The sequence below is a fragment of the Solimonas sp. K1W22B-7 genome (genome assembly GCF_003428335.1).
Lineage (GTDB): Bacteria > Pseudomonadota > Gammaproteobacteria > Nevskiales > Nevskiaceae > Solimonas_A.
Window position 1 is genome coordinate 1,042,176 of record NZ_CP031704.1, and the last position, 13,800, is coordinate 1,055,975.

The 13,800-nt window shown below is 67.4% G+C and carries 17 protein-coding genes; all 17 read left to right on the forward strand.

Translation table 11 applies throughout. From position 1 onward, the window contains the following. Positions 1–45 precede the first annotated feature (45 nt). Genes D0B54_RS04865 through D0B54_RS04945 form a run of 17 tightly spaced genes read left to right on the forward strand, consistent with a single transcriptional unit; the run spans position 46 to position 13,797 of the window. On the forward strand, positions 46–588 hold the full coding sequence (locus tag D0B54_RS04865) for a tetratricopeptide repeat protein (RefSeq protein WP_117289722.1): 543 nt from the start codon (positions 46–48) through the stop codon (positions 586–588). 21 nt (positions 589–609) lie between these two features. Then, complete coding sequence (locus tag D0B54_RS04870) at positions 610–1,797, forward strand: tetratricopeptide repeat protein (protein WP_162932215.1); 1,188 nt, start codon at positions 610–612, stop codon at positions 1,795–1,797. Next, complete coding sequence (gene fliQ / locus D0B54_RS04875) at positions 1,794–2,063, forward strand: flagellar biosynthesis protein FliQ (RefSeq protein ID WP_117289726.1); 270 nt, start codon at positions 1,794–1,796, stop codon at positions 2,061–2,063. The genes D0B54_RS04870 and fliQ overlap by 4 nt, the downstream gene beginning before the upstream one ends. Before the next feature lie 37 nt (positions 2,064–2,100). After that, complete coding sequence (locus D0B54_RS04880; RefSeq protein WP_162932216.1) at positions 2,101–2,841, forward strand: flagellar biosynthetic protein FliR; 741 nt, start codon at positions 2,101–2,103, stop codon at positions 2,839–2,841. Positions 2,842–2,843: 2 nt separating this feature from the next. After that, the gene (locus D0B54_RS04885; RefSeq protein ID WP_117289730.1) at positions 2,844–3,920 is read left to right on the forward strand and encodes an EscU/YscU/HrcU family type III secretion system export apparatus switch protein; all 1,077 of its coding nucleotides are present in this window, start codon (positions 2,844–2,846) and stop codon (positions 3,918–3,920) included. Then, the gene (flhA, locus tag D0B54_RS04890; RefSeq protein WP_117289732.1) at positions 3,917–5,971 is read left to right on the forward strand and encodes a flagellar biosynthesis protein FlhA; all 2,055 of its coding nucleotides are present in this window, start codon (positions 3,917–3,919) and stop codon (positions 5,969–5,971) included. The genes D0B54_RS04885 and flhA overlap by 4 nt, the downstream gene beginning before the upstream one ends. Before the next feature lie 15 nt (positions 5,972–5,986). Further along, positions 5,987–6,706: a flagellar hook-basal body protein gene (locus D0B54_RS04895; protein ID WP_117289734.1), complete on the forward strand. Its 720-nt coding sequence runs from the start codon at positions 5,987–5,989 to the stop codon at positions 6,704–6,706. Positions 6,707–6,743: 37 nt separating this feature from the next. After that, the gene (flgG, locus tag D0B54_RS04900; protein ID WP_162932217.1) at positions 6,744–7,523 is read left to right on the forward strand and encodes a flagellar basal-body rod protein FlgG; all 780 of its coding nucleotides are present in this window, start codon (positions 6,744–6,746) and stop codon (positions 7,521–7,523) included. An 8-nt stretch (positions 7,524–7,531) separates the two neighbouring features. Then, the gene (gene flgA, locus D0B54_RS04905; protein ID WP_117289739.1) at positions 7,532–8,257 is read left to right on the forward strand and encodes a flagellar basal body P-ring formation chaperone FlgA; all 726 of its coding nucleotides are present in this window, start codon (positions 7,532–7,534) and stop codon (positions 8,255–8,257) included. Beyond that, the gene (locus D0B54_RS04910; RefSeq protein ID WP_162932218.1) at positions 8,254–8,841 is read left to right on the forward strand and encodes a flagellar basal body L-ring protein FlgH; all 588 of its coding nucleotides are present in this window, start codon (positions 8,254–8,256) and stop codon (positions 8,839–8,841) included. Before flgA ends, D0B54_RS04910 begins: the two co-directional genes overlap by 4 nt. 2 nt (positions 8,842–8,843) lie before the next feature. Beyond that, on the forward strand, positions 8,844–9,989 hold the full coding sequence (locus D0B54_RS04915; protein WP_117289742.1) for a flagellar basal body P-ring protein FlgI: 1,146 nt from the start codon (positions 8,844–8,846) through the stop codon (positions 9,987–9,989). Positions 9,990–10,009: 20 nt separating this feature from the next. Beyond that, the gene (locus tag D0B54_RS04920; RefSeq protein WP_117289743.1) at positions 10,010–10,387 is read left to right on the forward strand and encodes a flagellar basal body rod protein FlgB; all 378 of its coding nucleotides are present in this window, start codon (positions 10,010–10,012) and stop codon (positions 10,385–10,387) included. Then, the gene (flgC, locus tag D0B54_RS04925) at positions 10,387–10,830 is read left to right on the forward strand and encodes a flagellar basal body rod protein FlgC (RefSeq protein ID WP_117289744.1); all 444 of its coding nucleotides are present in this window, start codon (positions 10,387–10,389) and stop codon (positions 10,828–10,830) included. Before D0B54_RS04920 ends, flgC begins: the two co-directional genes overlap by 1 nt. Next, positions 10,830–11,141, forward strand: a complete 312-nt coding sequence (fliE, locus tag D0B54_RS04930) for a flagellar hook-basal body complex protein FliE (RefSeq protein ID WP_117289745.1) — start codon at positions 10,830–10,832, stop codon at positions 11,139–11,141. The genes flgC and fliE overlap by 1 nt, the downstream gene beginning before the upstream one ends. A gap of 24 nt (positions 11,142–11,165) precedes the next feature. Next, positions 11,166–12,569: a flagellar basal-body MS-ring/collar protein FliF gene (gene fliF / locus D0B54_RS04935; protein WP_162932219.1), complete on the forward strand. Its 1,404-nt coding sequence runs from the start codon at positions 11,166–11,168 to the stop codon at positions 12,567–12,569. Beyond that, positions 12,566–13,057 (forward strand): hypothetical protein, encoded by a 492-nt coding sequence (locus D0B54_RS04940; protein WP_117289749.1) that lies wholly within the window; start codon positions 12,566–12,568, stop codon positions 13,055–13,057. Before fliF ends, D0B54_RS04940 begins: the two co-directional genes overlap by 4 nt. Next, positions 13,054–13,797, forward strand: coding sequence for a FliH/SctL family protein (locus D0B54_RS04945; protein ID WP_117289751.1), 744 nt, complete (start codon positions 13,054–13,056; stop codon positions 13,795–13,797). Before D0B54_RS04940 ends, D0B54_RS04945 begins: the two co-directional genes overlap by 4 nt. Positions 13,798–13,800: the final 3 nt, after the last annotated feature.

Here is a 13,800-nt window from a genome sequence, read left to right on the forward strand (position 1 = left end):
GCGCTGTTTGCGGGATGCGGTGCGTTTTCACTTGGGGATTGTTCGATGCAAAGCATTTTCGACGGTGAGGAGCTGTTGGTCCTCGCCCGCATGGATCTTGAGAAAGGCATCGTAGAGCAGGGCCTTTCCAAGCTGAAACAGGCGGCGGCGCTCGGGGATTGCCCTCCGGCGGCGCGGCTGGAACTGGCGCGTGTTTATGCGCAGCTGGGTCTGCGCCAGAAGGCGCGCTCGCAGTTCGAGGCTTACCTGCAGGCCCGGCCTGAGGACGTCGATGCCACCTTCCAGCTCGGCATGACGCGCTTCGAAGACGGCGAGACCGATGCGGCGCTGGCGCTGTGGGACCGCGTGCTGCAGCAGGCTTCGCAGTATCCGCCGGCGCTGTATTTCCGCGCCGTGGCAGCTGCCCGCCAGGGGCAGGGCAAGGATGCCAGGGCCATGCTGCGGACAGCCCTGGATGTGATCCCGGCGGACAACCTTTACTTCACGCGCTCGCGAGATCTGCTGGCCTCGATGGACGCCGCCGAAAAGGCCGGAAAGGCCGAGCCGGTGGCGATCAACGCGGCGGACGCCTACCGCACCCAGCACTAGTCCATCGGTCGGGAGTTTCGCGTGTCCCAAACAGGGAAGGTAGATGCCACCGCTCGCCTCGAGCGACTGCGCGGCTTTTTGCGTGCCGATCCGGCCAACGTCAGTCTCGCGCTCGACGCGGCGGCCATGGCTCGTGAGACGGAAGACCTGAAGGCCGAAGGCGAGATCCTGGCGGCGATTGCTTCCCGGCATCCGGACAATGCGGAGATCGGGCACGCGCTCGGCATCAACGCGCTGCAGCAGCATGATTTCCGCCGAGCGGCGGTCTGCTTCGAGGGGCTGCTGGCTGCGGGGCATGATCACTCCGCCCTGCGCTACAACCTGGCTTTCGCGCAGTTCTACGCGCGCGCGCCGCAGGCGGCGGTCGACGCCCTCGCGGGCTTCACCGACGCCGACTGGGCGGAGCTGCCGCAGGCGCACAAGCTGTTCGCGCAGGCGGCGCATCACGTGGACGAGGACGGGCTGGAGCGCACCATCTCGCACCTGCAGAAGTATCTCGCGGTGAACGGCGAAGACGCCGAGGCCCATGGCCTGCTGGCGCTGGCCCTGTTCGACGACGACCTGATCGAGCAGGCCGAGCAGCGCATCCTGGCGACGCTGCAGCGCCAGCCCGACGAGCCCAATGCCCTGCTTGCGCAGGGCGGCCTGGCGCTGGAGCGGCAGGATTCGCGTCTCGCCTCGGAATCCTTCGAGGGCACCCTGAAGCGCCAGCCGGCCAATGGTCGTGCCTGGTCCGGCCGCGGCTATGCGTACCTGCTGGACTTCGACTTTCCCGCCTCGCGCACGGCTTTCGAAAAGGCCGTGGAGTTCATGCCCGACCACATCGGTACCTGGAATGGCCTGGCCTGGGTGCAGATATTGCTGGGCGATCTTGCCGGGGCCCAGCAGAGCCTGGAAAAGGCGATGGCGCTGGACCGCAACTCCGCCGACGTCCACGGCAGCATGGCGGTGATCGCTGCCATGCAGGGCCGCAGCGACGAGGGGCGGCTGATGGCGCGCCGCGCACGTGGCCTCGACGCCAAGAGCTTCTCGGCGCGCTATGCCGAGAGCCTGCTGGCGGACCGCGCTGGCGAGGGCGACCGTGCGCAGCAGATATTCCAGGACATGCTGTCCGACAGCACGGTCGAGAACGGCGCCTCGGTGCGCGAACTGGCGGCGGCGCTGATGCAGCGCCAGCAGCGCGAGGCCGATGGCCGGAGCAAACGGTGACCGCCGATCTCGCGCTCAAGCTGTCTCAGGAAATGCTGTGGACGGCGATGCTCGTCGCCGCCCCGGTGGTGGGCGTCAGCATGATCGTGGGCCTGATCGTCAGCATCTTCCAGGTGGTGACCCAGATCCAGGAAATGACGCTGACCTTCATTCCCAAGATGCTGGCCATCTTCTTCGTGCTGGTGGCGCTGGGCCCCTGGATGCTGGCCACGCTGGTGCAGTTCGGCACCACGCTGTTCACCAACATCCCGATCTACGTCCGCTAAGACCATGCACCTGGTGCTCCATGCAGAGTGGCTCGTCATGCTCCTGATGGCGGCGGCGCGCGTGGCCGGGGCGCTGGCCTTTGCACCGGTGCTCGGGGTGGCGACGCTACCGGCGAACATCCGGCTGTTCTTCATCCTGGCCATGGCCCTGCTGACGGCGGGGCTGGCGGCGGGCACGGCGGTGCTTCCGCCCATGCCCCAGACGCTGCCGGGCCTGATCCTGGCGATGGGCCGTGAGTTGCTGCTGGGCGGCCTGCTGGGCTTCGGCATCCTTGCCGCCTTCGGCGCGCTGGCGGTGGGCGGGCGCCTGCTGGATTACCAGATGGGCTTCGGCATCGCCACGCTGTTCGACCCCGCCACGCGCGGTCATGGCTCGCTGATGGGCGCGCTGTTCACCATGCTGGGCGCGACCGTGTTCCTGGGACTGGACGCCCACCACACCTTGATCCGCGGTCTGGCCTTCGCCTTCCAGACGGTGCCGGTGGGGGCGCCGCTGTCGGTGCCGATCCACCTGGTGATGGGGCAGTTCGGGCTGATGTTCGTCTATGGCTTCATCCTGGTGGCGCCGGCGGTCTGCGCGCTGATGCTGATGGACCTGGTGATCGGCTTTGCCGCGCGCGTCATGCCGCAGGTCAATGCCTACTTCGTGGCGCTGCCGGCCAAGGCTTTCGTCGGCCTGCTGGTCACGGCAATTTCGCTGCGCTTCTCCGGCGGCATCGTGCAGAGCCTGTTCGAGAAGATTTTCACCTACTGGCAGCAGGTCCTGGTCGCGAGATAGCCATGGCCGAGCAAGGCGCAGACCAGGACAAGTCCGAACCCGCAACCCCCTTCAAGCTGGAGGAGGCGCGCAAGCGCGGGCAGGTCTTCAAGAGCGTGGAGCTGAACTCGCTGGCGGTACTGTCGGTGGCGCTGACGGCCACGGTTGCGTTCTCGGAGTCGGCCATCCGCAAGACCTTTGCGATGTCGCAGGGGCTGCTGCGCGAGGCCGGTCGCTCGGAACTGACCATCCCCTTCGTGGTGAACCTGATGGGCACGCTGTCGCGCCATGTCCTGTTCCTGCTGTTGCCGTTCCTGCTGCTGGTGATGGCGGCCGGCGTGCTGGCCAATTTCCTGCAGACCGGCCCGGTGTTCTCGTTCACGCCGCTGAAACCGGACTTCAGCCGCCTCAATCCGGCGACGGGCCTGAAGCGCCTGTTCTCCATGCGCTCGGTCTACGATGGGTTCAAGTCGATCCTGAAGCTGGCATTGCTGGGCGTGGTGCTGTTCTGGATGATCTGGTCGCTGCTGCCCGAACTGCTGATGCTGTCGCGCCAGCCGCTGGCGTCCTACCCCGACCTGTTCGTGAGCATGTCCAGCTTCGTGCTGTTCGTGCTGCTGCTGGGTCTGCTCGGCCTGGCGCTGCTGGACCTGGGCTACACGCGCTGGGAGTTCATGAAGAAGATGCGCATGAGCCGGCGCGAACTCAAGGACGAGGTCAAGCGCCGCGAAGGCGACCCGCTGATCCGCTCCAAGCGCCGCGAGATCCAGCGTGCGATGCGCAAGAAGGCGGTGTCGGCCGGGCGCATCAAGGACGCCGACGTGCTCATCACCAACCCCACGCACATCGCCGTGGCCCTGCAGTACCGCCGCGATGACATGCCCGCGCCCAAGCTGATCAGCAAGGGCGCCGGCGATGCCGCACTGAAGCTGCGCCGCGCGGCGTTCCGCCATGGCGTGCCGGTGATCGAGAACCCGCCCCTGGCGCGCCTGCTGTACCGCAAGACCGACCTGGACCAGTACGTGCCCGAGGAAACCTACCGGGAGGTTGCGCTGCTGCTGCGCAGCGTGCAGAAGCCATCGCCGGAGAAGCCGGCATGAGCGCCGCCAGCCTGTCCCGCCAGATGCTGGGCTCCCGGTCCGAGCTGTTCGTGATCGCCGGCGTGGTCGGCATCCTGGTGGTGCTGTTCTCGCCGATCCCGCCGGGCCTGCTCGACTTCCTGCTGATCACCAACTTCTGCCTGGCGGCGCTGATCCTGCTGCTGACGTTCTATACCGACAAGCCGCTGACCTTCTCCACCTTCCCGTCGATCCTGCTGATCGCCACGCTGCTGCGCCTGTCGCTCAACGTGGCGGCGACGCGCCTGATCCTGACCGACGCCTATGCGGGGCGCGTGATCGAGGCGATCGGCTCGCATGTGGTGGCGGGCAACTACGTCATCGGCCTGGTGGTATTCCTGATCCTGATCGTGGTGCAGTTCGTGGTGGTCACCAACGGCGCCCAGCGCGTGGCCGAAGTAGCGGCCCGCTTCACCCTGGATGCGATGCCCGGCAAGCAGATGAGCATCGACGCCGACCTCAACATGGGCCTGATCACCGAGGTCGAGGCCCGCGAGCGCCGCAAGGAGATCGAGCGCGAGGCCAGCTTCTACGGCGCGATGGACGGCGCCAGCAAGTTCGTCAAGGGCGATGCTATCGCCGGCATCATCATCATCCTGATCAACATCATCGGCGGCCTGGCCATCGGTCTGGTGCAGAAGGGCATGGGCTGGTCCGAGGCCCTGGCCACCTACACCCTGCTGACCGTGGGCGATGGCATCGTCACCCAGATTCCGGCGCTGGTGATTGCCACCGCCACCGGCATCCTGGTGACCCGTGCCGCCACCGACGCGGACCTGACGCGCGAGATGCTGTCGCAGGTGACGCGCTATCCCAAGTCACTGGTCATCCTGGGCGGCGCGCTGTTCGCCACCCTGTTCCTGCCCGGCATGCCGGCACTGCCGGTGCTGGCGATCCTGGTGCTGGTGGTGGCGGCAGCCGTCATGGCCCACCGCGCACGCGCGCGCGAAATGGCGGCGGAGCCCGTTGCGGAGGATGCCGGCGCTGGAGGCGAAGAGGCCGTGTCCTACGCGTCGCTGGCGGTGGAGCCGCTGGAACTGGAAATGGGTGCGGCACTGCGCCCGCTGATCGGCCAGGACGATGGCCTGTTCATGAAGCGCATCAAGGCTTTCCGTCGCCAGCATGCGACCGACATCGGCCTGATCATTCCCAGTCTGCGCCTGCGAGAGGACGCGCGCCGCGCTCCAGAAACCTATGCCATCCGTTTCTTCGGTGCCACGGTGGCCGAGGGCGAGATGCGTCAGCACGCGGTGTTGGCAATCAATCCCGGAAATGCCGGAAGCGCCATCCAGGGCGAAAAGACACGCGATCCCACTTTCGGCTTGCCGGCGCTGTGGATCCAGCCGGGCGACGTCACCGCGGCGCGCGCTGCCGGCTACACGGTGGTGGAGCCGCTGACGGTGCTGGTCACGCACTTCTCCGAGGTGATCCGCAACCAGGGCCATCACCTGGTGACACGCCAGGAGACCGAGCGCCTGGTCGGCACCGTGCGCGAAGCGCAGCCCAGCCTGGTGGAGGAGTTGATCCCGGGCGTGCTGTCCCTGAGCGACGTGCAGAAGGTGCTCAAGGCGCTGCTCAAGGAGCGCGTGCCGATCCGCAACATGGACTTCGTGCTGGAGGCCCTGCTCGAGGCCGGCCGCCAGACCAAGGACCACGAGGTGCTGACCGAGCGTGTGCGCGAGAAGCTGGGCCTGGCCATCACGCAGCGTTTTGCCAGCAAGGACGGCGCCCTGCACGTGCTGACGCTGGAGCCGGCCTCCGACAAGGTGCTGCGCGATGCCATCCGGCAGAGCGAGGGCGGTACCACGTCCCTGGACCCGGGCTGGATGGACCGCCTGGTGCGCGCGCTGTCGCGCCACGTCGAGGACATGCTGGGCCAGAACATCGTGCCGGTGCTGATCTGCGCGCCGTCGGTGCGCCGCTTCCTGCGCCGTGCCACCGAGGCCTCGCTGCCGCATCTCAACGTCATTTCCACCTCCGAGCTGAACAGCACGCTGTCGGTGCGCGTCCATGCCACGGCGGGCGTCACCTGAAGGGCATAGCAACTCATGACCGACATCGCCGCACTTGCCACCGCCACCCTGTCCAACGACATGGAGCGCCTGCGCATCATCGCGCAGAACCTGGCCAACGCTTCCACTCCGGCCTATCGCGCAGAGGTGCCCCTGGGCGGAGGCCCTGGCTCGTTCTCCGCTTTGATCGACGGTACGCAGGCGGGTTCGCCCGTGGAGGCTTACCGCTCCGAACGCCAGGGGCCGATCCAGCAGACCGGCCGCAAGCTGGATCTGGCGATCGAAGGCGAGGGTTGGTTCCGTTTGCAGACGCCCGACGGCGTGCGCTACACGCGCCGCGGGGATTTCACCATGGATGCCAGCGGTCGCGTGATCAATCCGCAGGGCTTCCAGCTGCTGGCCGGTGGCGCGCCGCTGAGCCTGCCGAACATGGATTTCGACATCGACTCGCAGGGCGCCGTCAAGGTCGGCACTGGCGTGCTCGACCGTATCCTGCTCGGCCAGGCCGAGGAGGGCGAGCCGCTGGAGTACGTCGGCGACAGCCTCTACGCAGCGGCGCAGGAACTGCCGATGGTGGCGCCGGAAGCCGGCACCGCGGCGATCCGCCAGGGCGCGATCGAGCGCGGCAACGTCGATCCGCTGCAGGAAATGGTGGCGATGATGCAGACCGTGCGCCACTTCGGCAGCAGCGCCGAAGCGCTGCGTGCCTACGACCAGATGCTGGATGCGGCGATCAACAAGATCGGCGATTTCTGAGCGCAACCACCCACGCGACAGGCTTACAGGAACAACCATGATCGACGCGATCTACGCCAGTATCTCCGGTTTGCAGGCGCATCAGCTGCGGCTCGATGCCCTGTCCAACAACCTCGCCAACGTCAGCACCCCGGGCTTCAAGAAGACACGCGTGAACTTCGCCGACCTGATGTATCGCCCGGTCACGGGTGGAGTCACCGACGCCGGTGTGCAGGAGAAACTGCCGCAGCTGGGTCTGGGCACGGCCGTGGCCAGCACGGAAGCGATCTTCAGCCAGGGCGACATGCGCCAGACCCAGCGTCCGCTGGACATGGCGATCCTCGGCCAGGGTTTCCTGGAAGTGCAGCTCGCCGACGGCAGCTTCGCCTACACGCGGCTGGGTTCGCTGCGCCTGAACGAGACCGGCGAGCTGGTGACCCAGGATGGCCTGCGCATCTCGGGCGACATCCGCGTGCCGGCCGAGGCCACCAAGCTGGTCATCGGGCAGGACGGCAAGATCATGGCGACCATGCCAGGCGAGGACGATCCCGAGGAGATCGGGCAGCTGGAGCTGACGGGCTTCGTCAACGCCGCGGGGCTCAAGTTGCTGGGCGGTGGCCTGTACGGTGCCACCGAGGAATCCGGCGAAGCCTTTTATGGCACGCCTGGAGAGGTAGGTCTGGGCAAGCTGCGCCAGGGCTTCCTGGAAATGTCCAACGTCGATTTCGTGGAAGAGCTTGCCGAGCTGGTGGTGGCGCAGCGCGCCTACCAGCTCAATGCGCGGGCGCTGCAGGCGGCGGACGAAGTGCTCGCCGAGATCAACGGCCTGCGTCGCTGAAGGTCGCCATGCCGCTGAGCCGCACCCTGCTGACGATTGCCGTGCTGGCCCTTGTGGGCCTGCAGCCGGCCGCGTCCAGTGCTGCTCCCGGGATGGATGCTTTCGCCAGTTGCCCGGAAGAGTCCGGACAGATGCGCCATGTCACCGCGCAGGTGCGCGAAATGTTCAGCGAAGCGAGCCGCATCTGTGCGCTCAACGCCATTCCGGCCGACGCATGCGACGGTGCGGTGGCGGCGATCGACGTGCAACCGCTGGGAGCGGTGGCCCAAGGCCGCCTGGCGGTGGCCGCCGGCCTGCGCTGCGATGATGGCAGTCAGCGGCGCCTGCCGCTGTGGTTCCGGGTGGAAGCGCCGCAGCGCACGGCAGTGGCCCTGCATGCCTTGCGCAGCGGCGCGCTGGTGGTGCCTGAAGACTTCGAATGGACCGAACGCATGGCGCCGGTGTCGGGCGCGGCGCTGAGCCCGGACGGCTGGAACGCGGGCAGCCGGCGCCTGGCCCGTCCGCTGCGTGCCGGCGACGTGCTATTGGCCGCCGACCTGCGTGCGGTGTCGGCGGTGGAATCCGGCACGACAGTGCAGGCCGCCCTGGCCCAGGGAGGGGTGCGCATGAGGTTTGACGCTGTCGCCATGGGCGATGGCGCATCGGGCGATCGCATCCGTGTGAAGAGCCGACGTGGCGGCAGGTCGCTGCCGGCCCGTGTGACGGGGAACAATACCGTGGAGCTGTTGCCGTGAAACCGAACCGATCGATGCAGTGCCTGCTGCCCAGCCTGGTCCTGATGCTGGCCCATGCACCGGTCCTGCACGCCGACAACCTCTATGACGAGAAGAACTTCCGGGCACTGGCTGCCGATGTGCGCGCGAGGGATGTGGGCGATCCCGTGACAGTGCTGATCGTCGAGAATTCCTCGGCCGAGAGCCGGGCCAACTCTTCGGAGGACGCGAGCTTCTCGCTCAATGCCGGCATCAAGGATGCGACCGGGCCGGCATCCGCGGGGCTGGACATTGAATCCAACAGCGACGGCGCCGCTCACACTGCGCGCGGTGGCAACCTGCGCGCACAGGTCTCGGCGCGGGTGGAAAAGAAGCTGGACAACGGCAATCTGTTCATCCGCGGCCGGCAGCGGATTCGCGTCAACGGCGAGGAGCAGGAAATCAAGCTTGAGGGCGTGGTGCGGCCCGTGGATATCGCCGGTGCCAACGTCGTGCTGTCCACCCGCATCATGGACGCCAAGATCGAATACAGCGGGCAGGGCTGGGTGTCGCGCACCCAGAATCCCGGGATCTTCCTGCGCTTCCTGCAGTTCCTGGGCCTGTGACCATGCATATCAAGTTTCTCGTGTTCGCCCTGTCGGGATGCCTCGCGCTGGTGGCGCAGGGTGCTGCCGCCGTCGATACGGCGGTGCCGATCCGCCTGAAGGACCTGGTTCGCGTGGACAACGCGCGGCCCAACCCGCTGGTGGGCTACGGCCTGGTGATGGGCCTTGCAGGTACCGGCGACACCAGCCGCAGCCGTGCGACTGCGCAATCGATCGCCAACACCCTCAATCGTCTCGGGGTGAACGTGGATCCGTCGTTGCTGAACAGCCGCAATACCGCGGCGGTGCTGGTGACCGCCTCGCTGCCACCGTTCGCCAACATCGGCGATCCGCTCGACATCAGCGTGTCCTCGCTCGGTGACGCCCGCAGCCTGGCCGGCGGTACCCTGCTGATGACGCCGCTGCAGGGGCCCAACGACGTGGTGTATGCACTGGCCCAGGGGCCGGTCACCGTCGGTGGATTCCGCTACGACGCTTTCGGCAACCTCGTGCAGAAGAACCACCCCACCGTCGGCATGATCAGTGCCGGCGCCACGGTGGAGAAGCGGATGATGACCGCGATCCTTACCGAGGAAGGGGCCTTGCATCTCATCCTGAAGGAGCCCGACTTCACCACCGCCGACCGTATCGTCGATGCCCTGCTCGACGAGTTCGGCAGCAACCGGCAGGGGACGGAAATCCTCGCCGCCGGACCGGACCGGATCGTTTTCCGCCTGACGCGCGGCGAGCAGCTGCAACTGGTCGACGTCCTGCGGCGGATCGAAGGGCTTACCGTGGTGCCCGACCTGATCGCCCGGGTCGTGGTCAACGAGCGTACGGGCACCATCGTCAGCGGCGGCGACGTGCGCCTTGCGACCGCCTCGATCACCCACGGTGACCTGCGCGTCAATATCGAGACCGACTACCTGGTGTCGCAGCCAGGCTTTGTCTCGCGCACCGGCGGCGGCGTGCGCACCGCGATCGTGCCGGATACGACGATCACCGCGGCGGAATCGGCCTCCCAGACCGTCAGCGTGACTGCCGGCGCGACCGTCGCCGACCTGGCGTTGGCCTTGAGCCGCATCTCGGCGACGCCGCGCGATGTCATCACCATTTTCCAGGCTCTGCATCGCGCCGGTGCGCTGCATGCCGAGCTGATCATCCAGTAGTGTCCCCGAGCATAGAGCCCATGAGCGACCCTCTCAGCAGTGTGACCTTCGACCTGGCGCTGGCTTCGCTGGATCTCAGCATGGCGCGCCATCGCCTGATCGCGGCCAACATCGCCAATCACGCTACCGCCGGCTACGAGCCGCAGCGCCTGGATTTCGAGAGTCACCTGGCCGCGATCAACGCCTCGGCCCAGGCAGGCGCCCCTCAGGCCGATGTGCGCGAGCAGCTGCGTGCCCTGGTCGAGGGCCTGCCGGTGGAGGCGCAGGGCGGCCAGACCGTGCAGCTCGACGACGAGATCAACCAGTTGCTGACCAACACGCTGCACTACAACGCCGTGCTCACGGGCTTGGGCAAGCTCGGCGCCCTCAACAAGATCGCGATCGACGGAGCGCCCTGATGAGCGACTATCTCGGAATTTTCGACATCAGCGCCGCCGGCATGCGCACGGAGCGCCTGCGCCTGGAGGTCTCGGCGCTGAACCTGGCCAATGCCTACTCGGTCAAGGCGCCGGACGGCAGTCTCTACCGCCCGCAGCGTGTCGTCACCACCGCTGCCGGCGGTGGCGTACGGACCGATTTCGCCGTTCACATGGCCGAAGGGGACCTGGCTGCCGGCATGCCCTCGGCCGAAGTGATCGACGCCGACGTGGCCCCGCGCCGCATGCAGCAGCCCGACCATCCCTATGCCGACAAGGACGGATTCATCGAGATGCCGACGATCGATCCGGCGATCGAGATGAGCGAGATCATGACCGCCGTGCGAGCCTACGAGGCCAACGTCAAGGTCGTCAGCGCTGCCAAGGCGATGATGACCCGCGCACTCGAGATCGGAGAGCGCTGATGGCCATCGAATCGATCGCCGCCGTCGGCGCGGCAAGTGCTGCTGCCAGTTCCGCGCTGCCGGCCGCGGCCATCTCGCCGCTGCGCGAGCCCTCGACGCTGTTCTCCGCGATCAGCGACCAGATTGCCATCACGGACCAGCGCATCCAGTCGGCCGACCAGTCGGTGAGGTCGCTGGCGGCTGGCGAGATCGAGGATCTGCATGGCGTGATGCTGGACCTGGAGAAGGCGAAGCTGTCGCTGAGCCTGGTCGTTCAAGTCCGCAATCGCCTCCTGGAGTCGTACCAGGAAGTCATGCGGATGCAGCTGTAATACATGAGCAAGGGTTCGACGAACATGTCGTTTGCAAAGTGGTGGGCCGCCCGGCCCGGACGCGACCAGCTGGTGATCGGCGGCGCAGTGTTCCTGATCCTCGCGGTCTTCGTAGCCGCCGTGGTCTGGTCGCTGGCGCCCCGGTACCGGGTGCTGCTGTCCAACCTCAGCGCGGTGGACGCCGCCAACATCGCCAATCAGCTGGCCCTGGAGCGGATTCGCTACAAGCTCGACGAGAAGCATGGTCGCCTGGAGGTGGCCGAGGACGATCTCGATGTGGCGCGGATGTACGTGATGGAGCGCGGCCTGCCGCAGAGCCGGCCGGTAGGCTTCGAACTGTTCGACGAGTCGGACTTCGGCATGACCGACTTCAACCAGCGGATCAACTACCAGCGCGCACTGGAAGGGGAGTTGACGCGCACGATCATGGCCCTGGACGAGGTCGATCACGCACGGCTGCATCTCGTGATTCCGGAGGTCAGCCTGTTCAAGCGCCAGGACGAAGTACCCAAGGCGTCCCTCACCCTGTCGCTGAAGCCCGGTGCGGCACTCAGCGCACGCAGCGTACAGGGCATCCAGAACCTGATCGCGTCCGCCGTTCCGGGCCTGGCGCCGGAGCGCGTGGCGATCCACGACCACCTCGGCGGTCCGCTGTCGACCGATGCCGCCGATCCCCTGTCCGGCGGGATCGTCGCCGCCCGTCTCGAGGCCAAGCGGAGCTACGAAGCCTATCTCTCGCGCAAGGCTCAGGAGGTGCTGGATCGCCGGTTCGGCGCCGGTTCGGCGGCTGTGATGGTCGACGTGGAGGTTGACCATGACCGCAAGCAGCTGACGCGCTCGGAGGTGATCCCGGTGCGTGAAGGGGTGACCGGTGCGGTTACCGGCCTGCGTTCGCTGCGCGGCGCAGCTTCGTCTTCGGAATTGATCGACGAGGACGAGGAGCAGCCGCGCCTGGCACCACCCAATGCCACCACCGAGGTGAAGTACGAGGTTGGCAGGCAGGAGGAGCGCATCGACGTCACCGCCGGGGCCATCCGGCGCATGACGGTCGGCGTGCTGGTGCCGGTGGGCACTGCGGCGGAGGAACGCCAGCGGATCGCGGATACGATCGCCAACGCCATCGGTCTGGATGCGGCCCGTCGCGGCGATTCGATCACCGTGCAGGAACTCGGAAGCGCGGCGGTCTCCCTGAGGATGGCCAACAGCCTCGCACCGGAGCAGGTATCGGCGCGCAGTGTCATCGACTGGCGGAATACAGCGCTGCTGGTGGCGGTCATCCTGGCTGCGCTGGCGTTGGTGCTGGCTCTCCATTCCTGGTACCGCAGCGGCGGCGGGCAGCTGTCCCAAGCCGAGCGCGAGCGATTGCTGGGCGATGTACGCAGCCTGCTCGAGCGGACGGATGCCCCTCCGGGGAGGCCCTTGCCGTGAGTTCCGTCCGCTCGATCGCCCTGCTGCTATCGATGTTGCCCGCCGGTGACCGGCGCTGGCTGCTCGGGCAACTGGAGCCGGCGCAGCAGCTGCGTATCGAGCCCGAACTCAGGGCGGTGCTGCAGCTGCCGCCGGCCACGCGCCGGCGCGAGGCCGCCCGCGTTTCGCAAGGGCCCGTTCTGCAGGACCACCGGACCGCCGCGGATCCCCGCGAGCCCGATGAGTTGCAGCCGCTGATCGCGCGCCTGGATCAGGTGGAAGAATCGCGCATGACAGCCCTGTGGCGTGGCAGCCCGGACTGGCTGCTGCAGGCCTTCCTCTCGATTCATTCCTGGCGCTGCCGGACCGCGCTGCAGTCGCTGCTGCCGTCTTCGCGCGGTCAGCCGGTGGTGGCCCCGGCGCAGTCCGGGATGCTGCGGCGCAAGCTGCTCGAAGCGGTGCTCGCAGCGCTTGAGCGCAGCGGGCCGGTCGTGGGAGATCTGTCGTGACGTCCGTCATCAAGACCGCACGCATCTCGGAGACGCCCCTTTCCCTGGAGCGTTCGACACGGCAGGGCCAGGAGCGTCGCCCGCCGCAGCGTGAGCAGCCGATGGCTGTGCCCGCGCCGCGCGTTGAAGCGCGCGTCGCCGCCGAGGCGTTGGCCCCGGCCGTCCAGCTTTCCGCACCGCTGGCAGCAATGCCGGACTCGGCCGCGCTTGAAGCGGAGCGCCTGGAGCTGACGAGGCGCCGGGAGAAGGCCGAACGCGAAGGCTATGAGCATGGCTTGCGCAAGGCGGCGGTCGAGACTGAGCGCATCCGCAAGGAAGAGCTGCAGCGCCTGCGCGCGCTGGTCGAGGCGCTGGACGCCGAGCGCAATCGCTTCGGCGGCAAGCTCGAGGATGCTGCGGTGGAGATCGTGTTCGAGTCGCTGGTGCGCCTGCTCGGGCGTGCGTTTGCCAGTTCCATGGGCGTTGCGTCCGCGGTGCGCGAGGTGATCGACCAGCACAGCGCCGGGCAGAAGACCCTGGCGGTGCGCATGGCGCCCTCGGACCTGGAACTGCTGGGGGAGACAGGCCTGGCTACCATCCGCAGCGGCCTGCGCGCCGAACTGCAGTTCGAGGCAGACGAAAGAATCCAGCCGGGCGGCTGCCTGATCGACATGGCATCCGGCAGTCTCGATGCGCGCCTGGACCTGCAACTGGAACGTCTGAAACAGGCCCTGCTGGACGCGCGGCGGTCGGGCGAGTAGCGA